We start from the raw sequence: 25,092 nt of genomic DNA, 5'->3' as shown, positions 1-25,092 counted from the left end.
GTCAGACTTTCGTCATCTCCGGCCCGCCCTCGCGCACCGGTCGCGATCCCAGGACGGGCCCCAACACCCCGGCCAGTGCACGCAGCGCCGGGACGGCCAGTACGCAGGCCAGCGCGGCACCGTACGCGGTGCGTTGGGCGTCCTCGCCGCCCACCAGGTAGAGCACCTGCCCGGCGGCGGGGACGGCCAGCCACTCCCACCGCCCGTCCAGCCCGACCAGGGCCACCACCAGCAGCCCGTACCAGGGGTAGCTGGGCGCGACCAGCAGCAGGGCCGTCCCGGTCACCAGCAGCGCGCCCCGCCAGGGGCGGTCCGGGTCGCCGCGGCGCAGCACCCAGAGCACCACCGCGGCCAGCACCAGGGCGGCCGCCCACGGCGCCCAGCGGTCCGGCAGCACCGCCCGCACCAGGCCGAAGCGCTCCAGATGGCCCTGCTCGTAGCCCTCCTCCCGCAGGTAGCCGGGCAGGTAGCCCAGGACGCCGACGCCGGAGGCCGCGACGTACGGGAGGTAGACCACGGCGAAGGTGCCGAGGGCCGCCGCGAGCAGCACCAGGTCGCGCTTGGCGGGCCGCCGGGCGAGCAGGCCCGAGAACGCCCCGGGCAGGGCGAGGGCGGGCAGCAGCTTGGTCGCCACCGCCGCTCCGAGCAGGGCGCCGGCGGGCCCGGCCCGGCGGCGGGCGGCGCAGCCGAGCCCGGCCACCATGAGCAGCGCGCCGAGGGTGTCGACGTGGGCGTCGTTGACGGCCCACACCGTCACACCCGGGCACCAGCCCCAGAGCGCCGCCCGCCGACCACGCCGCAGCAGCAGGGCGGTGGTGGCGACCGCCAGCAGGGCGCCGCCGACCTGCACGCCGCGCACCCCGCCGCCGAAGGGGTGCTCGGCGAGGAACCAGGCCTCGGCGACCGGCGGGTAGATGGTGTGCACGGCGGGCCGGTTGATCCGGGTGCAGTCCCCGGCCGCGGTCCGGTGCTGGTCCCAGGCCGTGCAGTCGCCCCCGGCGGGGAACAGGCCGGGGTCGCGCAGCCGGAGCAGCGCCGGGTCGTCCGGGGCATGGGCGTACGGGGAGATGCCGGCGGCCTGGACCCGCCCGTCCCACACGTAGCGGTAGGCGTCGTCGCTGGTGCGCGGCGGCGCGAGCAGCCCGACGGCGGCGACCAGGACGCTCCCGACCAGCACGAGGGGTGCCACCCGGCGCTCCGGTACCCGCCGCAGCAGGAGCAGGGCGAGGGCGAAGAGGGCGGCGTCCAGGACGTACCAGTCGTGCAGCGGCGCCCGGTCGGCGAGCGTGCCGCCGCCGGTCACGGTGCCCGCGAGGGCGGCGACCAGGGCGGCGAGGGCGGCGGCGCAGGGCAGGGTCCGGGTGAGCGCCGGGCGGTCAGTCACCGGGGACACCGGGCAGACCGGTGGTCAGGCCGTCCAGGGCGTGCGGGCAGGGGCATTCCCGCTCGACCGGGAGGGCTTCCAGGGCCTTGAACAGGACGGCGCGCAGGCGGTCGACGTTCCCGGCGAAGACCTCCAGCACCTCGGCATGGGTGACCCCCTCGCCGCTCCCCACCCCGGCGTCGTGGTCGGTGACCAGCGCCAACGAGCTGTAGCAGAGGCCGAGTTCACGCGCCAGCACGGCCTCGGGGTGCCCGGTCATCCCGACCACCGACCAGCCGTTGGCCGCGAACCAGCGCGACTCCGCCCGGGTGGAGAACCGTGGACCCTCGATCACCACGAGCGTGCCGCCGTCCACCGGCTCCCACGCCGCCGAACGCGCCGCCCCCAGCACTGCCGCCCGTCCCGCCGGACAGTACGGATCGGCCATCGACACGTGCACCACCCCCGGCACCGAGCCGTCCGGCAACGGCCGGCCGTCGTAGAAGGTCTGCACCCGGCCCGAGGTCCGGTCCACGAACTGGTCCGGCACCAGCAGCGTGCCGGGCCCGTACTCCGCCCGCAGCCCGCCCACCGCGCACGGCCCCAGCACCTGCCGCACCCCCAGCGAGTGCAGCGCCCACAGGTTCGCCCGGTAGTTGATCCGGTGCGGCGGCACCCCGTGCCCCCGCCCGTGCCGCGGCAGGAACGCCACCCGGCGCCCCGCCACCTCCCCCACGAACACCGCATCGCTCGGCGGACCGTACGGGGTCTCCACCCGCACCTCCGCCACCTCCTCCAGCAGCGCGTACAACCCCGAACCGCCGATCACGCCCAGTTCGGCCCGGGGGCCCTCCTGATGCACCGTCACCTTCGTCAACCTCTCCTCGGGAGTCCGATCCCGACCAATGTAGGAGCGGACCGGGACGGGTAGGGCGAGGCGCCTGCTTACGGTTCCCGAACGTCGCGGGCGCCCCGACGCCGGGCGCGGCGCAGCGTGACCGCGAGGGCGAGGGCGGAGGCCCCGAACAGGGCGGCGGTGGCGGCGAGCCAGCGGCCGAGGTAGACCCCCTCCGAGAGCCCGGTGGCGCCCGGGTAGGGCGCGGAGAGGTCGAGGATCAGCGGGAACCAGACGAGCAGCAGCAGACCGGACAGGAACGCCGGGACCCGGAGGAAGTTGATCCAGCCCACCGTCGGCGCCGGCACGGCGCGGTGGCGCAGCACGGACCGGGCCGAGAGGTCGGCCAGCGAGTACAGCGGGAGCAGGATCAGGTCGTGGGCGACGGCGGCGCCGACGAACCAGACCGCCACCGCGAGCGGCCGGACCGTCACCAGCCGCTCGACCGCGTAGCCGGTCAGGGCGAGGGAGGCGAGCAGTGCCAGCAGGTGCAGCGGTCCGGCGCCGTACCAGCGGGTGAAGGCCGCCCGGCGGTTCCTCGGCCCGGTCATGCCGGCCCCGTCCGGAAGGTGAGACGGCCGACCCATTTGGTGTTGTTCACACCGGGGTTGGCCGGGACGATGATCCGCGCGGGGTAGCCGTGGTCGAGCGAGAGCTCGGCGCCGTTGACGTGCAGGGCGAGCAGCGAGCGGGGGTCGCGGATCTGGTTGCCCCGCAGCACCACGGAGCTGTACGGGCCGGGCGGCTGGACCGATTCCACCAGGACGTTGGCGGCGTCGGGCAGTCCGGCCAGGGCGGCGAGGTCGGCGAGCGGCAGTCCGCTCCAGTGCTGGTCCTCGGTGGACCAGCCCTCCACGCAGGCGATCGGCAGCCGGGCGGAGCGCTGCGGCAGGGCGAGCAGCTGCTCCCGGGTGAACACCCGGACGGGCCCGCTGCCGTGGAGTTCCAGCCGCCAGTCCGGCCCGACCATCGCGGCCGTGACGCCGACGGCGGCCGCGGTCTTGTTGACCTGGAAGCCGTTCGGCCCGGAGTCCCGGTCCCGGTTGTGCGGCGCCAGCAGGGCGGTGCCGCGCAGCCGGCCGCCGATGCTCTGCCCCGCGGTGACCACCAGCAGTGCCAGGGATCCGGAGCCGACCAGCGCGAGCGCCCCGCGGCGGGCGATCGTCGGCGGGGCGGGCTCGGGCGCCACCAGCCCGTCGGCGTCCGGGGGTTCGGGCCGGGTGCCGGTGCGGCCGGTGCGCAGCTCCACCAGCAGCGAGCGGGACCGCAGGGCGCGGACCATCCGGCCCAGCCGGAGCGCGACGTGGACGGCGAACGCGGCGATGAACACCCACGCGCCGTAGAAGTGCAGGGTGTAGAAGGAGCCCGGGAAGACGTAGTGCAGCTGGATGTTGAGGATGCCGGTGGCGAACTCGAAGACGGCACCGCCGACCAGCATCAGCAGCGACAGCCGCTCCAGCGCGTGGGCCGCGCTGCGCGCCGGCGGCCACTCGAACAGCTTGGGGATCACCGACCACAGCTTGGCCAGCAGGACCGGCACCAGGACGACGCCGAGGGTCACGTGCACGCCCTGGGTGAGCCGGTACAGCCAGGACGGATCGGTCGGCCAGTCGAACAGGTAGAAGCCGAGCACGCCCTTGTCCGGCGTCTGGTCGTTGAGCGGGTCGAGGTCGGGGTTGTAGGCGGCGTACGAGAGGGCGCCGGTCACGAAGAGCACCGGGATCCCGAGCAGCAGCACCAGCCCGAACACCGAGGTCAGCCAGGGCCCGCGGATCGGGCTGCGCCAGAACCGGGGCCGGAACGGTCCGGGCGGCGCGGGCAACCGGCCGAGCCGCTCGGCGAGCGCCGCCGCCGAGCCGGACACCCGGGCGGTGACCACGGCGCGGCCGCGCCCGACGGCCCGGCCGAGGGAGCCCAGCGCAGCGCCCAGCCGTCGGGGCCGCTTCCCCGGCGGTTCGTCACCGTTGTGCGCCGTGTCCACCGACCACCTCCAGTCGCCCGGGAATCCGCGGGGCGGCGCGGCTCGTCGGCCGCCTGCCACCGGGAAGGGAACGGGCGTGCGCCGACGCTCCGTTCGGCGTCGACGACCGGTCGGCCGCAGCCCGCCGGACAGCCAACCACCCGTACCGAGCGCTCCCGGTGAAGCCGCCCGGACCCGACCGGGCTATCACCCGGACGGCCCCGGCCCGGGGCCCGCTCGGACCCCGCTCCCGTAACCCTCGCCAGCCATGTCATCATGTGAAGACATCAGCTGATGACATCGACTGGTGACATCCCTCGGTCAGCTCTGCCCCGGGGTGCCCGGGGCCGCGTCCCGCTCCCCGGTTCGATCTCTCGATCTGTGACAAGGGAGGGCGCGTCCATGGAGACCCCGACGGGCCTGTCGACGCGACGTGAGCGGGCCCTGGTGCCCGTCCTGGTGTTCCTCAGCGCCGTGGTGGCGGTGATCAGCAGCCTCGGCGCCCCGATGATCCCGACCATCGCCGCCGTCGACCACGTCTCGCTCGCCGAGGCCCAGTGGTCACTGACCATCACCATGCTGGTCGGCGCGATCGCCACCCCGGTGCTCGGCCGCCTCGGCGACGGCCCGGACCGCCGTACGGTCACCCTGGCGGCGGCCGCCGTGGTCGTGCTCGGCAGCGTGCTGGCCGCGCTGCCGCTCGGCTTCTGGTGGCTGATCGCCGGCCGCGCGCTCCAGGGCGTCGGCGTCGGCCTCACCCCGCTGGCCATCGCCACCGCCCGGGACGCGCTGCCCGCCGCGGCCTCCCGCTCGGCGGTCGCGCTGCTGTCCATCACCACCGTGGCCGGCGTCGGCCTGGGCTACCCGATCACCGGGCTGATCGCCCAGTCCTTCGGTATCCACGCGGGCTTCTGGTTCGGCGCGGTGATCAGCGGCCTGGCCCTGCTGCTGGCCGTCCTGGTGCTGCCCCCGGCGAAGCACCGCGAACGGCGGCCGCTCGACGTGCCCGGCACCGTCCTGCTCAGCCTCGCCCTGGTCGGCCTGCTGCTGGTACTCAGCGAGGGTGAGAACTGGGGCTGGGCCTCCGGCCGGCTGTGGACGGTGGCCGCGCTGTCGGTGCTGCTGCTCGCCGCCTGGATCCGGCACGAACTGCGCACCGCCCACCCGCTGGTCGACCTGCGCAGCCTGCGCAACCCCGTGGTGCTGAGCGCCGACGTGGCCGGCCTGGTCGCGGGCGTCGGGATGTACCTGCTGATCTCCCTGGTGATCCGCTACGTCCAGACCCCGACCGGCACCGGCTACGGCCTGGGCGCCTCCGTCGTGGTCGCCGGGCTGGTGCTGCTGCCCTTCTCCGCGGTCAGCCTGCTGTCCAGCAAGATGGTGCCCGTCCTCACCCGACGCACCTCCTCCGCCCTCGTCCTGCCGATCGGCTGCGGCGTCTCGCTCGTCTCGATGCTGGTCTTCCTCCTCGCCCGCGACCAGCTGTGGGAACACCTGGTGGTGATGGGGATCGCCGGACTCGGGGTGGGCTGCACCTTCGCCGTGATGCCGGGTCTGATCGTCGCCGCCGTGCCCGCCCAGGAGGTCGGCAGCGCGGTCAGCTTCAACCAACTGCTGCGCACCATCGGGTACTCCACCGGCAGCGCGCTGTGCGGCGCCGTACTCCAGGCGCACACCGCGCCCGGGCAGCTGCTGCCCGCGGACAGCGGCTACCGGGACGCCGCGCTGATCGGCTGTGCGGTCTGGGTGGTGATCGGTCTGACTACGATCGTCCTGCCGCGGGTCAGTGCCGCGGCCGCCGCCCGGAACGGGGTGCGAGTGGACGAGGAGCTGATGGTGGAAGAGAGCATCGCCGACGCCGTGGCCGGCGAGGGCGAGGTACCCGTGCTGCGGGCGGGGGCCGAACGGTGACCGCGCCGTCCGGCGGCCCCGACCGGGCCGGAGGCGCCGAAGCCCGTACGGAGCCCGCGCCCCCGCGCCGCCGGGACGCCGCCCGCAGCCGCGAACTGCTGGTCCAGGCGGCCCTGGAGCTCTTCGCCGAACGCGGCTACGACCGCACCACCACCCGGGAGATCGGCGAACGGGCCGGTGTCGACCCGGCGTTGATCGCCCGGTACTTCGGCGGCAAGACCCAGCTCTACCTGGCCACCGTCCGGCTCGAACTCGGCAACGAGACCCCGGCCGACCTGCTGGAGGAGGAACGGCTGCGCACCCTGCTGGTGCGGCTCACCCAGCGCGGCCCCGGCCCGTCCTTCCAGTCCGCGGTGCTGCCCGGCGACAACACCGAGGTGCAGCAGGCCTCCCGCAGCTACCTGTACGAGCGGGTGGTGGACCCGCTGCGCGAGCGCTTCACCGCCGAACGGGTGGACCGGCCACAGCTGCGGGCCGAGCTCGCCGCGGCCGCCTTCGCCGGGGTCGTGCTGGCCCGCTCCAGCGGGGCGTTCAGCGAACTCGCGGCGGCCGACCCCGAGGAGCTGCTGCCGCTCCTGCACGGCCTGCTGGCCGCCAGCCGCCCGAGCTGACCCCGGCCCCCAGCGGGGAGCCCGCGCGGGGGCCCCGCGCGGGCGGTCGCCCCTTCCAGGGGCGGGGCGCCGGGGTCAGAGCCGGAACATCGCGGTGTACGGCTGGGGGATGCGTTCCTGGCGCGATCCGAAGTCGACGAGCACCGCGATGTCTCCGTCACCTTCGACGGCGATGACCCGGCCGAGGCCGAACCCGTCGTGGGTGACCCGGTCCCCGACGGCGAAGTGCTTGCGCGGCGCCTCGGTCCGGGGCTTGAAGGGGCTGGTGGGCAGGGGGCGGCGACCTGCTGAAAAATTCGTCATTTGTCATTCAGTATGCGCCGCAGCACCACGGGTACGGACCCATTTCGACGTCACGATTTCGACGTCGTCGCGAAAAGTGCCGACACCGCGGGCGGCGGCCTGCTACAGTCGACTTAGTTGCAGTAGTGGTTCCCATGAACTTTGTGTGCGCCTGCTGATCTTGCAGGCGCATTTTTCGTTCCCCGGCTCTTCCCCGGTGGGCACTTCATGCGGTGACTCGAAGCCCGCACCGTGCGCGCTTCGGACAGTCCCTTGAAGGAGACTTTTAATGGCTAATGGCACTGTGAAGTGGTTCAACTCGGAGAAGGGCTTCGGCTTCATCGAGCAGGAGGGTGGCGGCCCGGACGTCTTCGCCCACTACTCGAACATCAACGCCAATGGCTTCCGTGAGCTGCTTGAGGGCCAGAAGGTCGAGTTCGACGTGACGCAGGGCCAGAAGGGCCCGCAGGCCGAGAACATTCGCCCGCTGTAGTTCACCCGCCAGGGTACCTGCCTGGTGGTGAGGGGTCCGCACCGCGTACATGCCCGGTGCGGGCCCCTCTGCGTTTCCCTGCCGCGACCGCCCACGGTTCGAGGTTCTGCGCACCCGCCCCTCCGCGGTGAGGGCCGACTGCGGCGACGTACCCCGCACGGTCCGACCGTCCCCGCTCCGCCCGTCACACGTCCGGCCCGTTCCCTGCGGTCTCCCCTGCGCCCCGCGCCACCGGAGCCTTCCTCGTGACGTGCCGCCCTGAGGAAGGTTCCCGCATGACCCGTTCCGGTCGCTCCTCCTACCGAGACTCGGACATCGGCTCCACCACCGGTTCCCACTCCGTCGGCCGGCCCTTCCGGGGCCGCCGCCCCGCCGGCCGGAACACGCCCCAAGGCCCCGCCGGAGCGGGCGAGTCGGCGCTTCCGGCGAGCACCACCCCGGCGCTGCCGGCGGTCGAGTCCTTCACCGAGCTGGACCTGCCGCAGCCGCTGCTGTCGACGCTGACCGGTCAGGGCGTCACCACGCCGTTCCCGATCCAGGCCGCGACGCTGCCCAGCTCGCTGGCCGGCCGCGACGTCCTCGGCCGGGGCCGCACCGGCTCCGGCAAGACCCTCGCGTACGGCCTCGCCGCGCTCGCCCGCACCGCCGGGCGCCGGGCCGAGCCGCGCTGCCCGCTGGTCCTGGTACTGGTCCCCACCCGCGAACTCGCCCAGCAGGTCACCGAGGCGCTCACCCCGTACGCCCGCGCCGTACGGCTGCGCACGGCGACCGTGGTCGGCGGGACGTCGCTCAGCCGCCAGGCCTGGACGCTGAACCGGGGGGCGGAGATCGTGGTGGCCACCCCCGGCCGGCTCAAGGACCTCGTCCTGCGCGGCGACTGCCGGCTGGACCAGGTCGGCGTCACGGTGCTCGACGAGGCCGACCAGATGGCCGACATGGGCTTCCTGCCGCAGGTCACCGAGCTCCTCGACCAGGTGGACCGGGCCGGCCAGACGATGCTGTTCTCCGCGACCCTGGACCGCGGCGTCGACGGCCTGGTGCGCCGCTTCCTGGAGGACCCGGTCACCCACTCGGTGGACCCGGCCGAGGGGACGGTCGGCACCATGGAGCACCACGTGCTGCACGTCCAGAACTACGACAAGGGCGCCACGATCGCCCACATCGCCTCCCGCGACGGCCGGGTGATCATGTTCACCGAGACCAAGGACGGCGCGGACCGGCTGGTGGAGGAACTGCTGGCGAACGGGGTGAAGGCCGCGGCCCTGCACGGCGGCAAGCTCCAGGCGCAGCGCACCCGCACCCTGGAGCAGTTCCGCACCGGCGAGGTGACCGCGCTGATCGCGACCAACGTCGCCGCCCGGGGCATCCACATCGACGGTCTCGACCTCGTCGTCAATCTGGAACCGCCGACCGACCACAAGGACTACCTGCACCGGGGCGGGCGCACGGCCCGGGCCGGGGAGTCCGGCACCGTCGTCACGCTGGTGCTGCCCAAGCAGCGCCGCGGGGCGGTTCGGATGATGAGCACCGCCGGGATCACGCCCGTCACCACCAGGGTCACCGCCGGTGACGAGGACCTGGCCCGGATCACCGGGGCCCGGGTGCCCAGCGGCGTGCCCGTCACCGTTCCCGATCCCGTGGTCGAGCGGCCGCGACGCGGTCCGTCGGCCGGTCACGGTCGGTACGGCCGTCCCTCCTCCGGCTCCGGCTCCGGCGGTGGCCGGAGCGGCGGCGGCAGTGCCCGGAGCGCCGGGGGCGGCGCCCGGACCGTCACCGACCGTGACGGCCAGGGCTCCTCCGGCCACCACCACCGGGCACCCCGGCGGCCCGCCCGCTCCGAGTAGCACCGCCGGGCCGCCGCTCACCAGGCCAGGCCCGCGCTCGCACCCGCTCGCACCCGCCCGCACCCGGCCCGCCCGGCCTCACTCGCCCTCGGCCGCCCGTTCGGCCAGCGCCCGTCGGCGGTGTTCCCGGGGCGGGTGCCCGTACGCGGCCCGGAAGGCGCGGCTGAAATCGTCGGCGCGGGGGAAGCCCCAGCGGGCGGCCACCGCGTGGACGGGGGTGGTGCGCCGGGCGGGGTCGGCGAGGTCGCGGCGGGCGCGCTCCAGGCGTTGGGCCCGGATCCAGGCGGCGAGGGTCTCGCCGTCCGGCGCGTGCCGGGTGAAGACCCGGTGCAGATGGCTGACGGAGACGTGGTGGGCGGCGGCGATCGTCGCGGGGGTGAGGTCGGGGTCGGCGAGGTTGCGCCGGACGAAGGCGCGCACCGCCTCCGCCAGCGCCCGCTGCCGGGTCTCCTCCGGTACGGCCGCCTCGGCCTCCAGTTCCCCGGCGACCCAGGCGGCGACCAGGTCGACCACGATCGTCCCCAGCCGGGCCGCCTCGGCCGGTCTCAGCGCCGTCGCCTGCCGGTCCAGTCCGACCAGGAACTGCGACAGCAGCGCCGCCGAGCCCTCCCGGGCGTCGAAGGCGCGGCCGAGCAGGTCGCGCAGCCGGTGCGGCGGCAGCGGCAGCAGCTCGGCCGGGAAGTCGATGCCGACCCCGGAGAGCCGGGGGACGGTGGCCCCGGCGGTCGGGCCGCCGAAGGTCCGCAGGTCGTACGGGTGCGAGCTGTCCACCAGGTGCAGGGAGCCCGGCCCGAGCGTCTCCGTCCGGCCGGCCCCGCGGGTCAGCGCCATGGTGCCCTGCTGGAGGAACGACAGGTGGTAGACCCCCGTGTCGGCCCGCCGCACCATGCGCTCCGTCCGCCGGAAGCGCACCGACGGGAACGACGTCCCGATCAGGACCACCTCGCCCAGCTCGGCCCGCCGCAGCTCGGCCCGGAAGTCGCCGGCATGGGCGCTGGTCGCCTCGCAGGCCCGGGTCCGTTCCAGCAACTCCCGCCAGCAGTCGAAGCGTTCGCTCGCGGGCAGCTCCTCACCCCGGAACACCGTTCCGGTCACTGCCGTCACGTCCGCCGCCGCGGGCTCCTCCCCCATCGTCCTCGCAACGCCGTCCGACACTCGGATCATCCCGTCGGACGGGGCTCCGGCCCGGCCGGGCCCGGGGCCGCGGCGGGCGGGGCCTTGTCCAGGGAGACCGCCGGCAGTTCACCCGACTGCTCCGGCTGATCCAGCTGCTCCGGCCGCTCCAGCTGCTCGGGCCGCTCCGGGTCGCTCCGCTCGATCCGGCCCAGCAGCCGGGCGACGGCGTCGGTGCGCTCGCGCAGCACCGCGACGTGCTCCGCCCGGTCCGCCTCGGTCGCCGCCTCGGCGGGCCGGACCGGAATGCCCCGCTGCCGGGCGGTCGCGATCAGGCTCTCCCCGGCCGGTCCGACGATCACCAGCACGGCGGCCGCGAAGCAGCCCGCGTCCAGGGTGCGCGGCCGGCCGAGCAGACCGCGGTGGACGATCTGGGCCGGAACGGTCAGCTCGTCCAGCCGCTGGTCGACCGAACCGCGTTCGAGCGCCGCGAGGACGACCGTGGCCAGCGCCTCACCCGCCTTGGTGACCGCCCACTTGCGGCCGGGCACCGGCGGGAGGAACTCGCGGATGCGGTCCACGTCCTGTTCCAGGGCGCTGGTGGTCAGCACCTCGAAGGCGTTGCGGGTCCGGATCTCGACGACCTTGTCCCACTCGACCTCCTCACCGTCGAAACCGACCCGCACCGGCCCCAGGTGTACCGCGCCGTAGCCGTCGAGCAGCCCGAGCAGCTTGTGCACCACGGCCGGGGTGCGGGGGTGACGGCCGATCAGCGTGCCAAGCGACAGCTTCCACGGCTCGGTGGCCGGCACCGGCGGCGGGGCCACCGAACCCAGGGCCGCCAGCGCCCACCGCCCGCCCGCCGCGGACCGTCCGCCGCGCAGCACCGCCTGCCGGCCCGCCTCCCCCAGCCCGGCCGCCGCCCCCACCAGCCGTCCCAGCCCACCGGCCCACTCGACCCTGGCCACCCGCCCGCCCCCTCCACACCCCGACGAAACCCACAGGTCGGACATGGTACGGCGGGACCTCCGGCCGCCTTCGGGCACCTCCCCCCCCCCGGGGTCTCCGGGGTGCGGATCCGGGCTTTCCGCCACCGGCCGACGCTCCGTCAAGGATGATCGCCGTACGGACGGGTGGCGGCGGACCGGAGGATTCGGGCCTGCGCGCCGGGCGCGGGATCCGTCCCACCCGACCTGTACGATGTAATGCATGAAGAGCACGAATGACCCTTACGAGCTGCGCCCGGGCGTCCCCACCGTCGAGGTCTTCCGCCGCCTGCGCACCGACGCGGGCCTCTCCGACCGGGCCCCCGAGGACGTCGCGATCGGCCTGCCCAACACCTGGTACGGCGTGGTCCTGCACCACGAGGGCGAGCCGATCGGCATGGGCCGGATCATCGGCGACGGCGGCACCGCGTTCCAGATCGTCGACATCTGCGTCCATCCGGCCCACCAGGGCCGCGGCCTGGGCAAGCGCATCATGGCCGCCCTCACCGAGGAACTGGACCGCCGGGCACCCGCCACCGCCTACGTCTCGCTGATCGCGGACGGGCCCGCACGCCTCCTCTACGAGCGGTTCGGCTTCAAGGACACCGCGACCCATGACTCGGTCGGCATGTACCGTCCGATGGCAACGGGCTGACCGCCCCGGCCACGGGGGCGCGAGTCCGCACCCCGTCTCCCGAGGAAGGGCGCCCGCCACGATGGACCACCCGCCGAACGCCCGGCCCCGCCGGTGGGCGGCCGCGGCCGCCGTCGCACTGCTGCTGTTCGGGGCCCTGGCGGCCCTGCTGGCCGCGCACGGCTGGGCACCGTACGGCTTCGAGCGGGACGCCGCCGACTGGAGCGCCGCCCACCGGCCGGCCGCCGCCCGGACGGCCGCCGAGGTGGTCACCTCGCTCGGCACCGGCGCGGTGCCCTACCTCCTCGCCCTGGCCGCCGGCGCCGTCGCCGTCCGGGCCCTGCCCGCCCCGCGCCCCACCCGCCGGGCCGCCCTGCTGCTCCTCGCCCCGGCGCTCTGGCTGATCGCCGGGCAACTGGTGCGCTACGGCCTGATGGAGGCCTGTGCCCGCCCCCGCCCGCCGCACGCCGACTGGGCCACCGCCGCGTCCGGCTTCTCCTTCCCCTCCGGTCACTCCTTCAGCTCCGTGCTCTGCGCCGGCCTGCTCGCCCTCGCCGTGACCCGCGCCCGCCCGGCCGCCGCCCGGGCTGCCGTCGCGGGCGCCCTGCTGTTCGCGGCGGCCGTCGGCCTCAGCCGGATCTACCTCGGCGTGCACTGGCCCCTGGACGTCCTCGGCGGCTGGCTGCTCGCCGCCGGCTGGCTCGCCCTCGGCACGGCCGCCCTGCCCCGGGCCGACCGCCCCCGGGCCCCGCGCACCCTCCCGCACCGCCCCGGGTAGGCTCCCGCCGGGCTCGGCAGCCGAGCCCGGGCGCCCCGACGGATACCCGGCGGAATCCCTGACGGGGCCCTGACGAACCCCCGGCGGACGGACTGTCACACGATGCCGGGCCCACCGCGTTACCAAGGTATGGATCAAGAATCGCGTGCGGACGCGTCGCCCGAACCACCCTGGCCGGAGTTCCCGGACTTCGTCGCCGCCCGCGCCCGGCACCTGCTGCGCACCGCCTTCCTGCTCACCGGCGGTGACGCCCACCTCGCCGAGGACCTGGTGCAGGAGGCCCTCGGCCGGATCTACGTCAAGTGGCGGCGGATATCCCGGCTGGACAACCCCAGCGGCTACGCCCAGACCGTCCTGGTCAACACCTTCCTCTCCTACCGGCGCAAGCGCAGCGCCTCCGAGCGCGTCACCGACGAGTTCCCCGAGGTCGGCGTCGACGACCCGGACCCGGCCCTGCGGCTGACCCTGCTGCGCGCCCTCAGCGAACTCCCCGCCCCGGACCGCGCGGTGCTGGTGCTGCGCTTCTGGGAGGACCGCAGCGTCGAGGAGACCGCCGCCGCACTGCGGCTGAGCGGCCCCGCCGTCCGCACCCGCTCCCGACGGGCCCTCGCGCGGCTGCGCGCCGTCCTGGGCGAGGACATCGACGCCGTCCTGAACGGATCGACGGCGGAAGGAACCGCGACGGCGAGCGGAACCGCGACGGCAGGAATACCCGCGACCGCGACGGACGGATCCAGCCCGAAGACCGGCCCCGACGGCCCCTCCCGGAAGGCGGTGCTGCGCCATGCCCAGTGACGACGACGCATTCGCGGACGCGTTGACCGACGGCTTCGCCCGTGCCCTGCGCGGCGCCGCCGAGCTGGCCCCCGAGCCGGTGCACCACACGCTGGCCGCGCAGGCCGAGCAGCGCGGCCGCCGCCGACGGCGCAACCGCCGGGCCGCCCTCGCGAGCGGCCTCGCGGTGCTGGTGCTGGCCGGGGCCGGCGGCTTCGCGGCCGTCCGCGGCGGCTCCTTCGCGGCGGTCGGCCCGGCCGGCCCGCCGGGCCCCGCCCTGCCGAGGATGTCCGCCCAGGAGCTGACCGCGCTGTACACCGGGCTGCTGCCGAAGGGCACGGTGACCGACTTCACCGCCAGCTCGATGGGGAAGATCGACCCGCACCAGACCGGCTCCACCCTGATGTTCGACGACGGCGCGGGGGCGAGCATCGTGATGTTCACCGTGGAACGGACGAACCTCGCGCCCGAGGCGGGCGCGGTCTGCATGGACCCGTTCCAGACGCCGCAGGACTCCTGCGACCGGAAGGTCCGGCCGGACGGCTCGGTGCTGGTGATCGACAAGCTGCGCAGCGAGCACACCGAGAACGGCCGCGAATGGCGGGTCACCTGGGCCGCCCCGGACGGCCGACGGGTCAAGTTCACCGAGTACAACGGGCAGCCCGCCAGGGCGAACCGGCCGAACCCGCCGCTCGACGACGCCCAGCTGACGGCCCTGGTGACCGATCCGGCCTGGGACCGGGTCTTCGCCACCCTCCGACCGGCCGACGGCGCCCCGAGGCCGGCCGCCGTCCCGACCCCCGCAGCGTCCGCCGCCACACCGTCCGCCACCGTCCCCACCGGCCCGGACCTGCTCGCGAAGCTCGTCCCGCTGCTGCCCGCCGGGGCCGAGGTGAAGGGCCAGGACCCCGCGCACGCCGCGCTCACCGTCAGCTTCCAGGGCCGCACCAGCCTGCTGATGGTCAGCGCGGAGCCGCCGTCCCAACGCGGCCGCGACGAGCTCGCCGGAATGGACGGCAACCCGCCGACCCCGCTGGAGGTACGGGAGAAGCGGCCGGACGGGACGGTCGTCGTCACCAACCGCTTCGGCAACGGGAAGACCGCGACCGACCCGGTGCTGCACTGGGTGGCCGCCGTCCACTACCCGGACGGCAGCCAGGTGCAGATCTCGGAGGGCAACGGCGAGAACGCCTACACCTACCGCCCGGGCGATCCGGCGCTCGACACCGACCGGTTGAAGGCGCTCGTGACCGACCCGGTCTGGCGTCGCTGAGCGGGCGAACGGGCGTTCCGGCACGGTGAGTTGACGACAGTGAGTTGACGACGGTGAGTTGACGGCGGCGAGTTGCCGCTCACCCAGGGCCGGGGCGCCGTTCCGGGGGCCGCGCGGTCAGCGGACCCCGCCGCCGCAGCCGCTCGCCACCTCCGGGGCCGGCTCGCCGCGGCGGGCCTCGAAGTCGGCGAGCCAGCGGAGCGCGTCGCCCGCCGAGGCGTCCCAGCCCGTGCCCAGGTCGACGGCGTCCTCCAGCGCGTGCCGCAGGCCCAGGTCCTCCAGCGGGCCGGGCGCCTCGGCGCGCCCGCCGACCAGGGCGACCCGGCCGCGGACCCGGCCCGCCCCGGCGGCCTGGTCGGGGACGGTCCAGGCGTGCCAGTCCCAGCCCATGGTCAGCACGTTGCGGGCGGCGTAGCCGATCTCCGGAAAGGCCGCGAGCACCTGCTCCAGGTCGACCCGGGTGCCGTCCAGGTCCGCCCCGGTGTGCTGGTGGCGGGTCGCGGAGAGGCTGAGGTAGCGGGAGTCGGGCAGCGGGAAGTGCGCCACCTGCCACTGCGCGCCGACCCAGCAGGTGGCGGCGCCGTCCTGCCAGCGGTCCGCCACCAGCTCCATCGGGATCACGGCGTGGTAGACCGCGAGCCGCGACCGAGGGGTGCGGTCGGCCCACTGAGGGTCCCGGCGCACGACCGAGCGGGCCGTACCGGAAAGGACCAGGGCGTCGCCGGTGACGCTGCGTCCGTCGGCGAGCGCCGCGACCACCGACTCGCCGTGCTCGGTGTAGCCGACCACCCGGCTGTCCGCGAGCAGTCGGACGGCGTCCAGCTCCCAGCAGGCCTCCAGCAGCGGCTCGTGGACGTCCAGCCGGTGGGCCGTCGCGTGCGTCGGGCGGCCGTCGCCGTGCCGGGCGGGCAGGGCGATCGTGCTGACCGGCTCCCCGGTCGCGCCGTCCATCACGCGGAACTCGTCGATCACCAGGGACCGTTCGCGGACGGCGTCGCCGACGCCGAGCAGGTCCAGCAGCCGGAACGCGTGCGGCGCCAGCCGGACGCCCGCCCCGCCCTCGGTGAGCACCGGCCGTTGCTCCAGGACGAGGACGTGATGGCCGCGCGCGCCCAGCGCAACCGCCGTGGCCAGACCGCTGACACCACCGCCGGCAACCAGAATTCGCATGCTTCCGATGATGGCTCCGGGGGGACGTACCGGGCGATGCGGTCACGTTGCCTGTGTCAGAACCTCCCGCCGAGGTGACACATCGCGAACTCCGAGGTTTGAAACGCGCGACGTCTGATTTGTGTGGTTGGCCGCGCCGCATAGCGCCTCCCCACCGGACGCTCAGAGCGAGCGGCCCATCCGCTCCATCGACACCATGCAGTGGGTCCACGGACGGACCCGGGCCCGCGCGGCCGCCACCACCTGCGCCACGTGCGCGGCCGCCGCCAGGGTCATGTGGCGGTGCCAGCCGTCGGCACCGCGCCCCTCGTAGTCGTCCAGGGCCCCGACGTGCGAGGCGGAACCGGCGAAGTCCTGCTCGACCCGCTGCGGGAGCTTCGCCAGCCGCAGCAGCACCCCGAGCGGCGTCGCCGTCAGGTTCGTCAGCCAGCAGCCGACCGGCTGCTCCTGCCCGGCGTCCCACTGGCCCAGCAGCAGCAGCGGCAGCCCGGCCCACTCCACCGGCACGCCGCCGACCAGGCTCCGGCGCACGGCGCCCGTCGCCGGGTCCGTCCACTCCACCGGCCGCCGGAGCATCCGGTGCAGTTGCAGCACCCGGGCGGCGGGCAGCGAGCGGCCGCCCCGGCCCGTCCCCCGGTCCAACACCGGCAGGTCGGCGGGGACGGCGGACAGCAGCGGCGCGCCCGCCCGGGCGTAACGGTCGAAGACCGGCCCCAGCTCGGCCCCCGGGAGGTCCAGGACGACCGGGCGGGGCCCGATCGTGCTCGGGTCGCACACCCGGGCGGCCGCCGCGACGCACCCGGCCGCCCGCTCGCCGAGTGGCACCAGGTGCCATCTGACCGGCACCGTGACGTCGCTGGCCACGCCCCACATCCCGATCGCCTGCCGGCCCTTCCGGGGGACCGGCAGCGCCTGCACCACCCAGGCGGTGAAGCGCAGTTCGTTGTCGGCGTGGCGCTGCAGCGCCCGGCTGACCGGCTCCCAGTCCCAGGTGGACGCGGCGATGAAGTGGTGCAGGCTCTGGGCGAGTTCGGGCCCGCCGACCTGGGCGGCGATGTTCCGGATCGACTTGCGGCCCTCCGCCGCGATCAGCCCGCGCAGGTAGAGGGCGCCCTTGGCGCGCTGGTCGCTGCGCGGCAGCGGGGCGAAGAGCACCTCGGACAGCTCGTCCAGAACGCCGCCGGCGGTCGGGCCCGGGCTCGCGCTGCCCGGGTGGCTCGCGGTACCCGGTGGGCTCACGGTACCCGGGGGGAGGGCGGACGGGGTGCGGCCGGACGGGCTGCGGCGGGCGGTCCGGCGCCGGGTGTCGGGCTCCGCGGGGCGAGTGAAGATCGTGTCCACACCAGCGCGAACGGTCATGTCGGCAAGCCTATTTCCACTTCCCCCGGGGTGGCCGAAAACCGTCGCCGCGCCGCCCACCGATGGGACGGCGGGCGGCGCGTGGCAGGGAGCGCGGCGTCCGGGAGTCAGGCCTTCCGGGCCAGTTCGCCGTCCACGCCGTCCACGTGGGTGACGGAACCGGCGGCGGACCCGGCGGCCGAAGCGTCGCCGGCCGCGGTGGGCTCCGGCGCCTCGCGGCGGCCGCGGGCCCACATCAGCACCGAGAGCGTCAGGGCGATCGCGGTGGCGAGGGCGGCGGTCAGGGTGACGGCCCGGGCGTCGTAGCCGAGGTCGATGGTCGCGCCGCCGAGCCAGGCGCCGAGCCCGTTGCCCAGGTTGAACGCGGAGACGTTGGCCGAGAGGGCGAGGGCGGGTGCGGCGGCAGCCACCGCGAGGATCCGCGCCTGGAGCGCCGGGATGATGGAGAAGCCCGCGGCGCCGAACAGGAACAGCGCGATCGCGGCCGGGACCTGGTGGGGCGCGGCGAGCCAGAACAGCAGCAGGGCGACCAGCAGGGCGCTCTGGGCGCGCAGCACGCCGCGCATCACGTTGGCGTCGGCGGCCTTGCCGCCCAGGATGTTGCCGAGGACGGAGCCGATGCCGAAGACGATCAGCAGGATGCCGACCATGGCGGGCGCGAAGTGGCCGATGTCGCGCAGCAGCGGGGCCAGGTAGGTGGAGGTGGTGAAGACCGCTCCCTGGGCCAACACGGTGATCAGCATGGACAGTTGCAGGCTGCCCTTGCGGAACACCTTCATCTGTTCGCGCAGCGACAGGCTCCCCTCCGCGCCCTCCTCGCTCTCGGTGGACAGCGCGCCGGGCACGAACCTGACGATCAGCAGCAGGCACAGCACGGCGAAGCCGGTGACGTAGCCGAAGGTGGCGCGCCAGCCGAAGTGCTGTCCGATGAAGGTGCCGATCGGGGAGCCGAGCACGTTGGCGAAGTTGAAGCCGAGCGCGATCTTGGCCATCGCGGTGGCCTGCTTGTCCGGCGGGGACATCAGGGCGGCGACGTGCCAGGCGACGGCGGCGAAGGTGCCGTGGCTGAGCGAGGTGAAGATGCGCGCGCCCATCAGCGTGGGGTAGTTGGGGGCGAGCACGGCGATGACGTTGCCGACGATGAAGACGCCCATCAGGCTGAGCAGCAGCCCCTTGCGGGACCACTTGGTGGTCAGCAGGGTGATGATCGGCCCCCCGATCGTCACCCCCAGCGCGTAGCCGGTGACCAGCAGGCCGGCGGTCGGGATGGTCACGTCCAGGTCGGCGGACATCTCGGGCAGGATCCCCGCGATGACGACCTCGGCGGTGCCGACGCAGAACACTCCGAGCATCAGGGCCAGGAGGGGCAGTGGCATGGCGACCCAAGCCTTTCGTAGGGAGCCAGGTTCAAGGATGATGTATGCGATTGCATATAGATAATGGACGAACGTGCCTGGGTGGTCAACTGCCGCAAAGAGTTACGCTGGAAAACAGTGGCGGACGGACAAGCAGAACGTTCCGAAGGACTCAGTGAGGGGCCGCGTCGATGGAGACATGGGGACCGGGGAGCGGGCGGGACGAGATCGCCATCTGGCGACAGCTCACCCGCCTGATGGAGCAGGTCAACGCGACCGCGGGCAGGCGGCTGACCCGCAGCCACGGGGTCTCCATGAACGAGTTGCTGCTCCTGCTCTCGCTCGCCGAGCAGCGTGACGGCACCCTGCGGATGTCGGACCTGGTCAAGACCCTCGGCGCCAACCAGCCCTCGGTCAGCCGGATGGCCGCCCGCCTGGAGGACGCCGAGTGGGTGGTGCGGCGCAGCGCCCTGGACGACAAGCGCGGGGTGGACGTACGGATCACCGAGGCCGGCCGGCGGCTGGCCGGGGAGGCCGAGCAGACCCTGCGCAAGGCCCTCGCCGAGGCGCTCGACTCGGCCGCCCTGAGCGACTCCACCGCCTCGCTCGTCGCCCGGCTGCGGTACGCGCCCGCGGTGCCGATCGACTGAGCACCCGCCCTCCCCGTACCGGCCCCGGTCGCAGGCCCCGCCCGCGACCGGGGCCGCTTCGCGCCGGTTCACATCCCGGCAACAGGACTCCATGCGAAGTAACGGCCCAGAAATATATGCATTCGGATGCATCTAATGTGACCGCTATCACGTTGCCGTGTATACGGATCGAGCACTAGCGTTCGAGGCCGACAACCGGCGGACGGTCGACTCGTTCCCACCGCCCACTCCCCCGCTCGAGGACGCTCACGGAGGTTTCGTCATGTCTGGTACCGCACTCCCCGGCCCGACCGCACACCCCCGTCCGACCGCGCACCCCCGTCCGACCGGCCTGAACCCGGTCGCCGATCTCCCCAAGCCGCCCGGCCTGCACTGGAACGTCCGGGCCGAACAACCCGTCGACTACAGCGTCAGCATGGTGCGCGGACTGCTGGACCTCGACGACCCCACCCTCGCCCGCGCCGTCGGCGGCGGCCACGGCCGCCCCTTCCGCTGCCTGCTCGCGATCGACTCCGCCGTCGACGCGCTCTACCACGAGCGCTTCGCCGCGTACTTCGACCGCTGGCGGATCGACGCGACCTGGCAGGTCGTCCAGGGCGACGAGGACGCCAAGTCCCTGGAGCAGGCCGTCCTCGTCACCGAGGCCATGTCGCGGATGGGCATCCTGCGCCGCGCCGAGAAGGTCGTCGCCGTCGGCGGCGGCGTCGTCCTCGACATCGTCGGCTTCGCGGCGAGCATGTACCGCCGCGGCGTGCCCTACATCCGCGTCCCCACCACGCTGGTCGGCCAGATCGACGCCGGCATCGGCGTGAAGACCGGAATCAACCACGGCCACCACAAGAACCGCCTGGGCGCCTACTTCGCTCCCGAACTCGCCCTGATCGACCCGCACTTCCTGCGCACCATCGACCCCCGGCACGTCGCCAACGGCATCGCCGAGGTGATCAAGATGGCGCTGGTCAAGGACGCCGTCCTGTTCGACCTGCTGGAGGCGACCGTCGGCGACATCACCCCGGAGACCCTGGGCGGCTGCGGCTCGGCGGTCAGCGAGGTGCTGTCCCGCGCCATCTCCGGCATGCTCGACGAACTGGAACCCAACCTCTGGGAACAGGTTTTGGAACGTTCCGTCGACTACGGCCACACCTTCAGCCCCTCCCTGGAGCTGCGCGCCGACCCGCCGCTGCTGCACGGCGAGGCCGTCGCCGTCGACATGGCGATCTGCCTCGCCCTCGCCCACCTCCGCGGCCACCTCTCCGAGCGCGACACCGACCGGGCACTGAGACTCCTCCAGGGCTTCCGGCTCCCCGTCGCCCACCCGATCTTCACCCAGGAGCTGCTGGAGGAGGCGCTCGCCGACGCGGTCAAGCACCGGGACGGCCTCCAGCGCGTCCCGCTCACCCGGGGCATCGGTTCCGTCGTCTTCGCCAACGACCTCACCCCGGCGGAGCTCGGCCGGGCCCTGGAGTTCATCGGCGCCTGGACGACGGGTGCGCGGGCCGAGCTCGTCGGCGCGCCGGTATGAGCGCGGACACCGTGCCGGACGCCGCGCCGGACGCCGCGCCGGACGCCTTGCCGGACTCCTTACCGGGCAGCGGCCGGGACGCCTCGCCGGTCAGCGGCCGGGGCGCTCCGCCGGACGGCCTCCCGGCCGCGGACATCACCGTCTTCGACGTCGGCGGCACCCACATCCGCCGGGCCGTCTGGCAGCGCCGCGGCGGGCTGGGGGCCCGCACCACCCACCCCTCCCCCAGCTTCAAGCGCTTCCCCTCGGCCACCGTCGCCGAGCTCCAGGACATGATGGTCCGCCAGCTGTGCGCGGGCGTGCCGCACACCCCGGCCCCCGTCGTCGGCATCTCCTTCGGCGCGGCACTCGACCACCGCTCCGGCCTCGTCTACGCCTCCGCCCCGCTGTGGGGCGCGCACAGCGAGCCGTACGACCTGCGGGCCGCGCTGACCGCCCGGCGCCCGGACGTCCGGTGGCACATCGTCAACGACGTCACCGCCGCTCTGCTGCACGCCGCCGCGGCCGCCGGGCGCAGCAACCACCGCAAGGTCCTGCTGGCCACCATCAGTTCGGGCATCGCCTGCCGGGTGCTCGACCAACGGCAGCGCCGAATCCCGGTCGACGACAGCGGACTGCAGGGCGAGATCGGCCACCTGCCGGTCCACACCGAACTCCTCGGCCGCACCGTCGAGTTGACCTGCGACTGCGGCCGCCCCGGCCATCTCGCCGCCTACGCCTCCGGCCCCGGCATCGCACGGCTGGCCGGCACCCTCGCCCGCCGGGAGCCCGCCCGCTGGGCGGCCTCCCGGCTCGGCCGGCTCACCGCCGACGGCACCGCCTTCGAGGCGGCGCTGCGCCAGGCCCTGGACGAGCAGGACCCGCAGGACGTACGGGAGGAGGAGGGGCAGGGCGGGCAGGGCGGGCAGGGCGGGCAGGACACGCTCGCCGCCGACCTGCTCGACGCCGCGACCGCACCCGTCGCCGCCGTCCTGCGCACCGCGCTCTGCCTCGACCCCGAGCTGGACGAGGTGGTGCTGACCGGCGGCGTCGTCCACGGCCTGGGCCACCACTACCGGCGCGCCCTGCTGGGCCACCTCACCCGCGAGGGCCTCTACCTGACCAGCGACCGCACCCCCGACTGGCTGCACCGGCGGATCACCGTCACCGCTCCCGGCGAGGCCGACAGCCTCGCCGGAGCCGGGATCGCGGCCGGAGCCGGGATCGCGGCCGCCGCCGGAGCGTCGACATGACGCCGGCCGAGCGCCTCCCCAGCCACCGGGCGCTGGTCCGCGAGCCCGGCGGCGTACGGCTGCGGCTGCGCCCCACCCAGGCACCCGCCCCGGGCGAACTCCTGGTCGCCACCCAGGTCGCCGGGCTGTGCGGGACGGACATCCAGATGCTGCGCGGGCTGCGCGACGACCCGGCGCCGGTGATCGGCCACGAGGGCATCGCCCGGGTGGTCGCCGCCGGGCGGGGCGTCCCCGCCGCCCTGCGCCGCCCGGGCACCCCGGTGGTGGTCAACCCGACCCATCGGACGGACCCGTCCTTCCTGCTCGGGCACAACGTCGACGGTCTGCTCCAGGAACGCACCCTGATACCCGCGACGGCCGTCCGGGACGGCCTGGTAGTACCGCTGGCGCTGGAGCCCGACCCGGTGCTCGGCGCCCTGATCGAGCCCTTGGCCGCCGTCCGGTACGCCCTCGCCGTGCTGGCCACCGGCCGCCCCCGGACGCTGGTGGTGTACGGCGACGGAACGATCGGGCAGCTCGCCGTCCGGGCCGCCCGCCGCCGGCTCGGCACCGACGTCCGCGTCCTGCTCGTCCACCACACCCGGGACGGACTGGCGTGGAGCGCCCAACTGGCCGTACCCGGAGTGGAGTTGACGCTCGACGCGACGCCCCCGGTGGGCCCCGGGCCGGTCGCGGCCCTGCTCGCGACCCCGCGCGACGGAACCCTGGCCGCGCTCGCCGGCGCCCTGCGGCTCGGCACCCCCGGGCGCCCCGACCGCCCGACCGGCGACTCGACCGGTGAGCTGACCGGCGACTCGACCGGTGATCCGACCGGCGACCTGACCGTCGACCTCTTCGGCGGCCTCCCGCCCGGCGCCACCGCCGCCGAGCTGCCCGGCGTCGACCTCGCCGCCGTCCGGGCCGCCAACTGCGCCGGGCACCCCGTCCCGTACGCCTTCACCACCGCCCGCACCGCCGACGGCCGGCCCGTCCGACTGACCGGCCACCGCGGCGTGGGCAACGACCACCTCGCCGAGGCCGCCGCCGAGCTGTGCCACCACCCCGAGGCCTACCGCGACCTGGTGACGCACGTCGTCGGGCCGCCGGAAGCCGCCCGGATCATGACCGGGCTCTCGGTCGGCGGCGGGCGCAGCGTCGCCGGGAGCCGGCTCGTCAAACTCGCGGTGCGCTTCGCCCCGGCGCCGCCCACACCCTTGGAGGCCCAGTGACCGCACCCGACCGCCCCCGCCGCCGAGCCCTGGTGGTCGGCGGGTCCACCGGCATCGGCCGCGGCGTCGCGGACGCCTGGGCCGAGGCCGGGCTGGACGTCACCGTGCTCAGCCGCTCCCGTCCGACCGGCCCCGGGGCCGAGCGGCTGCGCTGGGCGGCCACCGACCTGACCGACGCCGACCGGGTCGCCGAGAACCTGTCCCTCGCCACCACCGAACCGCTGCACGCCGTCTGCTACTCGGCCGTCCACTACGGCGACCGGCGGGCCCTCTTCCGCGAGTGCACCGAGGCCGAGTGGCGCCGCCAGCTCGACGTCAACCTGCACGGCCTCTGGCTGACCCTGTCCTGGGCCGTCCCGGTGCTGCGCCGACCCGACCGCCCCGGAGTGTTCCTCGGCATCTCCTCCGAGGTCGTCTACAACGCCGGACCGGGCCGCTCCGGCTACGCCGCCACCAAGGCGGCCGCCGCTGCCCTGCTCGACTCCGTCGCCCAGGAGGAGACCACCGAACTGCCGGGCACCGAGGCGCTGCGGATCGTCCAGGCGCTGCCCGCCGGCATGGTCGACACCCCCGGGATCCGGCGCCGACGCCCCGACGGCTTCGACTACACCGCCTACATGCGCCCGGCGAGCTTCGCCCCGCTGGCCCGCGAACTCGCGGCGACGGCCGGCGCCGGGCTGCACGGCGCCCACCTGGTGGTGGACCCCGAGGGCGGCTGGCGCCCGGTCGGCGCGGGGCTGCCGGTCTCGCAGAGCCAGCCCGTCCCGGCCGCGGTCACAGCCAGGGCCGGAGCCGGAGCCGGGGCAGGAACCAGGGCCGGAGCCGGAGCTGCGCCCGGGGCCGGCTCGTGACCGCCGCCCCGCTCCTCGGGCTGGCCGCTTGGCGGCTGCCCGGGGACCACCTCGACGCGGTCCGGCTCACCCACCGGGCCGGCGCCGACGGCCTCCAGCTCGACCTCGGCGGCCCCGGCCGCGGCCCGTGGCTCGACGCGCCGGGCACCGTCGACCGGATCCTGGAGCACTGCGCCCGGCTCCGGATCCGGCCGCTCGCCGTCGCGGGCAACACCCTCAACGACATCGGCCTGCACGCCCCGCCGGGCGGTCGGGACGCGCTGCGCGCCCGGCGCGTCCTGATCCGGGTGCTGGACGCCGCCCACGCGCTCGGCGCCCCGCTGGCCTTCGTGCCCAGCTTCCGCCGCAGCGCCGTCACCGACCGCGCGGAGCTGGACCGGACGGCCACCGTCCTGGCCTGGGCGGCGGCGGAGGCCCGGGCCCGCGGACTGCTGCTCGCCAACGAGAACGACCTCGACCCGGAGCGCGCCCGCCGCCTGGTCGACCAGGTCGCGGCGGACGGCTTCCGGCTGCTGCTGGACACCTACAACCCGCGGGTCGCCGGGGTCGACGCGGTGGCCCTGATCGAAGCCGTCCACCCCTGGCTCGCGCCCCAGGTCCACCTCAAGGACGGCACCGGCGGCGTGGTGGCACGGGACCTCCTCGGCGACGGGGACGGCCCCGTCCGGGAAACCCTCGCCGCCCTCGCCGCGCACGGACTCCGGCCCGGGGCGCTGGTCCTGGAGAACGACCACCGCGACGGCGACCCCGTCCGTCTCGCCCTCGACCTCGAACGCGCCCGCGACCTCGCCCGCACCCTCCAGCCGTCCGCCCCCCGCCCCTGAGGAG

At 75.0% G+C, this 25,092-nt stretch carries 23 protein-coding genes and 1 pseudogene; 14 read left to right on the top strand and 10 right to left on the bottom strand.

What is annotated here, in order from left to right; genetic code table 11:
* Nucleotide 1: 1 nt before the first annotated feature.
* From AB0F71_RS19665 to AB0F71_RS19650, 4 genes are all read right to left on the bottom strand, one after another.
* Nucleotides 2-1,384 carry a glycosyltransferase 87 family protein gene (locus AB0F71_RS19665; RefSeq protein ID WP_360235723.1) on the bottom strand — a complete coding sequence of 461 codons (1,383 nt, stop codon included), beginning with the start codon at nucleotides 1,382-1,384 and terminating at the stop codon, nucleotides 2-4.
* Nucleotides 1,377-2,231: an S-methyl-5'-thioadenosine phosphorylase gene (locus AB0F71_RS19660; protein WP_360235720.1), complete on the bottom strand. Its 855-nt coding sequence runs from the start codon at nucleotides 2,229-2,231 to the stop codon at nucleotides 1,377-1,379. The genes AB0F71_RS19665 and AB0F71_RS19660 overlap by 8 nt, the downstream gene beginning before the upstream one ends.
* 77 nt (nucleotides 2,232-2,308) lie before the next feature.
* On the bottom strand, nucleotides 2,309-2,809 hold the full coding sequence (locus tag AB0F71_RS19655) for a hypothetical protein (protein WP_360235717.1): 501 nt from the start codon (nucleotides 2,807-2,809) through the stop codon (nucleotides 2,309-2,311).
* Entirely contained in the window at nucleotides 2,806-4,080 is a 1,275-nt protein-coding gene (locus AB0F71_RS19650; protein WP_360236002.1) for a molybdopterin-dependent oxidoreductase, read from the bottom strand. The genes AB0F71_RS19655 and AB0F71_RS19650 overlap by 4 nt, the downstream gene beginning before the upstream one ends.
* 540 nt (nucleotides 4,081-4,620) lie before the next feature.
* Between AB0F71_RS19650 and AB0F71_RS19645 the strand changes: the two genes are divergently transcribed.
* Nucleotides 4,621-6,129 carry an MFS transporter gene (locus AB0F71_RS19645; RefSeq protein ID WP_360235714.1) on the top strand — a complete coding sequence of 503 codons (1,509 nt, stop codon included), beginning with the start codon at nucleotides 4,621-4,623 and terminating at the stop codon, nucleotides 6,127-6,129.
* Entirely contained in the window at nucleotides 6,126-6,740 is a 615-nt protein-coding gene (locus AB0F71_RS19640) for a helix-turn-helix domain-containing protein (protein ID WP_360235711.1), read from the top strand. The genes AB0F71_RS19645 and AB0F71_RS19640 overlap by 4 nt, the downstream gene beginning before the upstream one ends.
* A 75-nt stretch (nucleotides 6,741-6,815) precedes the next feature.
* Here the strand turns inward: AB0F71_RS19640 and AB0F71_RS19635 are convergent, their stop codons facing one another.
* A complete protein-coding gene (locus AB0F71_RS19635; RefSeq protein WP_360235708.1) occupies nucleotides 6,816-7,043 on the bottom strand; it encodes a hypothetical protein in 228 nt (75 codons plus the stop codon).
* Between the two features lie 268 nt (nucleotides 7,044-7,311).
* On the opposite strand from AB0F71_RS19635, the gene AB0F71_RS19630 reads away from it, so the two are divergent.
* Together AB0F71_RS19630 and AB0F71_RS19625 are read left to right on the top strand one after the other, a co-directional pair.
* Nucleotides 7,312-7,515 carry a cold-shock protein gene (locus AB0F71_RS19630; protein ID WP_045694210.1) on the top strand — a complete coding sequence of 68 codons (204 nt, stop codon included), beginning with the start codon at nucleotides 7,312-7,314 and terminating at the stop codon, nucleotides 7,513-7,515.
* A 275-nt stretch (nucleotides 7,516-7,790) separates the two neighbouring features.
* A complete protein-coding gene (locus tag AB0F71_RS19625) occupies nucleotides 7,791-9,359 on the top strand; it encodes a DEAD/DEAH box helicase (RefSeq protein ID WP_360235705.1) in 1,569 nt (522 codons plus the stop codon).
* A 78-nt stretch (nucleotides 9,360-9,437) separates the two neighbouring features.
* Here AB0F71_RS19625 and AB0F71_RS19620 read toward each other — a convergent pair whose 3' ends face one another.
* Both AB0F71_RS19620 and AB0F71_RS19615 read right to left on the bottom strand, forming a co-directional pair.
* Nucleotides 9,438-10,490, bottom strand: a complete 1,053-nt coding sequence (locus AB0F71_RS19620) for an AraC family transcriptional regulator (RefSeq protein WP_360235702.1) — start codon at nucleotides 10,488-10,490, stop codon at nucleotides 9,438-9,440.
* 29 nt (nucleotides 10,491-10,519) lie between these two features.
* Entirely contained in the window at nucleotides 10,520-11,440 is a 921-nt protein-coding gene (locus tag AB0F71_RS19615; RefSeq protein WP_360235699.1) for a hypothetical protein, read from the bottom strand.
* 241 nt (nucleotides 11,441-11,681) lie between these two features.
* Between AB0F71_RS19615 and AB0F71_RS19610 the strand changes: the two genes are divergently transcribed.
* The 4 genes and pseudogenes from AB0F71_RS19610 to AB0F71_RS19595 all read left to right on the top strand — a co-directional run bounded on the left by AB0F71_RS19610 (nucleotide 11,682) and on the right by AB0F71_RS19595 (nucleotide 14,917).
* Nucleotides 11,682-12,113, top strand: a complete 432-nt coding sequence (locus AB0F71_RS19610) for a GNAT family N-acetyltransferase (RefSeq protein ID WP_360235696.1) — start codon at nucleotides 11,682-11,684, stop codon at nucleotides 12,111-12,113.
* Nucleotides 12,114-12,174: 61 nt separating this feature from the next.
* Nucleotides 12,175-12,870 carry a phosphatase PAP2 family protein gene (locus AB0F71_RS19605; RefSeq protein WP_360235693.1) on the top strand — a complete coding sequence of 232 codons (696 nt, stop codon included), beginning with the start codon at nucleotides 12,175-12,177 and terminating at the stop codon, nucleotides 12,868-12,870.
* 129 nt (nucleotides 12,871-12,999) lie between these two features.
* Nucleotides 13,000-13,515 (top strand): annotated as a pseudogene (locus tag AB0F71_RS19600) (SigE family RNA polymerase sigma factor); the annotation flags it as partial.
* A gap of 139 nt (nucleotides 13,516-13,654) precedes the next feature.
* Nucleotides 13,655-14,917, top strand: coding sequence for a hypothetical protein (locus AB0F71_RS19595; RefSeq protein WP_360235690.1), 1,263 nt, complete (start codon nucleotides 13,655-13,657; stop codon nucleotides 14,915-14,917).
* 117 nt (nucleotides 14,918-15,034) lie between these two features.
* Here AB0F71_RS19595 and AB0F71_RS19590 read toward each other — a convergent pair whose 3' ends face one another.
* The 3 genes from AB0F71_RS19590 to AB0F71_RS19580 form a co-directional block, all read right to left on the bottom strand.
* Nucleotides 15,035-16,087: an FAD-dependent monooxygenase gene (locus tag AB0F71_RS19590; protein ID WP_360235687.1), complete on the bottom strand. Its 1,053-nt coding sequence runs from the start codon at nucleotides 16,085-16,087 to the stop codon at nucleotides 15,035-15,037.
* A gap of 162 nt (nucleotides 16,088-16,249) precedes the next feature.
* Nucleotides 16,250-17,446 (bottom strand): transposase, encoded by a 1,197-nt coding sequence (locus AB0F71_RS19585; RefSeq protein WP_360235684.1) that lies wholly within the window; start codon nucleotides 17,444-17,446, stop codon nucleotides 16,250-16,252.
* 107 nt (nucleotides 17,447-17,553) lie between these two features.
* Complete coding sequence (locus tag AB0F71_RS19580) at nucleotides 17,554-18,822, bottom strand: MFS transporter (RefSeq protein ID WP_360235681.1); 1,269 nt, start codon at nucleotides 18,820-18,822, stop codon at nucleotides 17,554-17,556.
* A gap of 170 nt (nucleotides 18,823-18,992) precedes the next feature.
* On the opposite strand from AB0F71_RS19580, the gene AB0F71_RS19575 reads away from it, so the two are divergent.
* From AB0F71_RS19575 to AB0F71_RS19550, 6 genes are all read left to right on the top strand, one after another.
* The gene (locus AB0F71_RS19575) at nucleotides 18,993-19,451 is read left to right on the top strand and encodes a MarR family transcriptional regulator (protein WP_360235678.1); all 459 of its coding nucleotides are present in this window, start codon (nucleotides 18,993-18,995) and stop codon (nucleotides 19,449-19,451) included.
* Nucleotides 19,452-19,713: 262 nt separating this feature from the next.
* A complete protein-coding gene (locus AB0F71_RS19570) occupies nucleotides 19,714-20,973 on the top strand; it encodes a sedoheptulose 7-phosphate cyclase (RefSeq protein WP_360235675.1) in 1,260 nt (419 codons plus the stop codon).
* Complete coding sequence (locus AB0F71_RS19565) at nucleotides 20,970-22,205, top strand: ROK family protein (protein ID WP_360235672.1); 1,236 nt, start codon at nucleotides 20,970-20,972, stop codon at nucleotides 22,203-22,205. The genes AB0F71_RS19570 and AB0F71_RS19565 overlap by 4 nt, the downstream gene beginning before the upstream one ends.
* On the top strand, nucleotides 22,202-23,413 hold the full coding sequence (locus AB0F71_RS19560) for an alcohol dehydrogenase catalytic domain-containing protein (RefSeq protein ID WP_360235669.1): 1,212 nt from the start codon (nucleotides 22,202-22,204) through the stop codon (nucleotides 23,411-23,413). The genes AB0F71_RS19565 and AB0F71_RS19560 overlap by 4 nt, the downstream gene beginning before the upstream one ends.
* A complete protein-coding gene (locus AB0F71_RS19555) occupies nucleotides 23,410-24,264 on the top strand; it encodes an SDR family NAD(P)-dependent oxidoreductase (RefSeq protein WP_360235666.1) in 855 nt (284 codons plus the stop codon). Before AB0F71_RS19560 ends, AB0F71_RS19555 begins: the two co-directional genes overlap by 4 nt.
* A complete protein-coding gene (locus AB0F71_RS19550; RefSeq protein WP_360235663.1) occupies nucleotides 24,261-25,088 on the top strand; it encodes a TIM barrel protein in 828 nt (275 codons plus the stop codon). Before AB0F71_RS19555 ends, AB0F71_RS19550 begins: the two co-directional genes overlap by 4 nt.
* The last annotated feature ends 4 nt before the right edge of the window (nucleotides 25,089-25,092 follow it).

The organism is Kitasatospora sp. NPDC028055, assembly GCF_040637885.1.
Classification (GTDB): Bacteria; Actinomycetota; Actinomycetes; order Streptomycetales; family Streptomycetaceae; genus Kitasatospora.
The sequence above is the reverse complement of the archived record's forward strand: the minus strand, read 5'-3'. Positions and strand labels throughout refer to the sequence as shown.

Excerpts from the sequence above, each read along its gene's own strand:
- AB0F71_RS19655 (WP_360235717.1), bottom strand. The coding sequence starts at position 2,809 with ATGACCGGGCCGAGGAACCGCCGGGCGGCCTTCACCCGCTGGTACGGC.
- AB0F71_RS19620 (WP_360235702.1), bottom strand. The coding sequence starts at position 10,490 with ATGGGGGAGGAGCCCGCGGCGGCGGACGTGACGGCAGTGACCGGAACG.
- AB0F71_RS19580 (WP_360235681.1), bottom strand. The coding sequence starts at position 18,822 with ATGCCACTGCCCCTCCTGGCCCTGATGCTCGGAGTGTTCTGCGTCGGC.
- AB0F71_RS19565 (WP_360235672.1), top strand. The coding sequence starts at position 20,970 with ATGAGCGCGGACACCGTGCCGGACGCCGCGCCGGACGCCGCGCCGGAC.
- AB0F71_RS19625 (WP_360235705.1), top strand. The coding sequence starts at position 7,791 with ATGACCCGTTCCGGTCGCTCCTCCTACCGAGACTCGGACATCGGCTCC.
- AB0F71_RS19630 (WP_045694210.1), top strand. The coding sequence starts at position 7,312 with ATGGCTAATGGCACTGTGAAGTGGTTCAACTCGGAGAAGGGCTTCGGC.
- AB0F71_RS19570 (WP_360235675.1), top strand. The coding sequence starts at position 19,714 with ATGTCTGGTACCGCACTCCCCGGCCCGACCGCACACCCCCGTCCGACC.
- AB0F71_RS19585 (WP_360235684.1), bottom strand. The coding sequence starts at position 17,446 with ATGACCGTTCGCGCTGGTGTGGACACGATCTTCACTCGCCCCGCGGAG.
- AB0F71_RS19590 (WP_360235687.1), bottom strand. The coding sequence starts at position 16,087 with ATGCGAATTCTGGTTGCCGGCGGTGGTGTCAGCGGTCTGGCCACGGCG.
- AB0F71_RS19575 (WP_360235678.1), top strand. The coding sequence starts at position 18,993 with ATGGAGACATGGGGACCGGGGAGCGGGCGGGACGAGATCGCCATCTGG.
- AB0F71_RS19645 (WP_360235714.1), top strand. The coding sequence starts at position 4,621 with ATGGAGACCCCGACGGGCCTGTCGACGCGACGTGAGCGGGCCCTGGTG.
- AB0F71_RS19610 (WP_360235696.1), top strand. The coding sequence starts at position 11,682 with ATGAAGAGCACGAATGACCCTTACGAGCTGCGCCCGGGCGTCCCCACC.
- AB0F71_RS19635 (WP_360235708.1), bottom strand. The coding sequence starts at position 7,043 with ATGACGAATTTTTCAGCAGGTCGCCGCCCCCTGCCCACCAGCCCCTTC.
- AB0F71_RS19595 (WP_360235690.1), top strand. The coding sequence starts at position 13,655 with ATGCCCAGTGACGACGACGCATTCGCGGACGCGTTGACCGACGGCTTC.
- AB0F71_RS19605 (WP_360235693.1), top strand. The coding sequence starts at position 12,175 with ATGGACCACCCGCCGAACGCCCGGCCCCGCCGGTGGGCGGCCGCGGCC.
- AB0F71_RS19560 (WP_360235669.1), top strand. The coding sequence starts at position 22,202 with ATGACGCCGGCCGAGCGCCTCCCCAGCCACCGGGCGCTGGTCCGCGAG.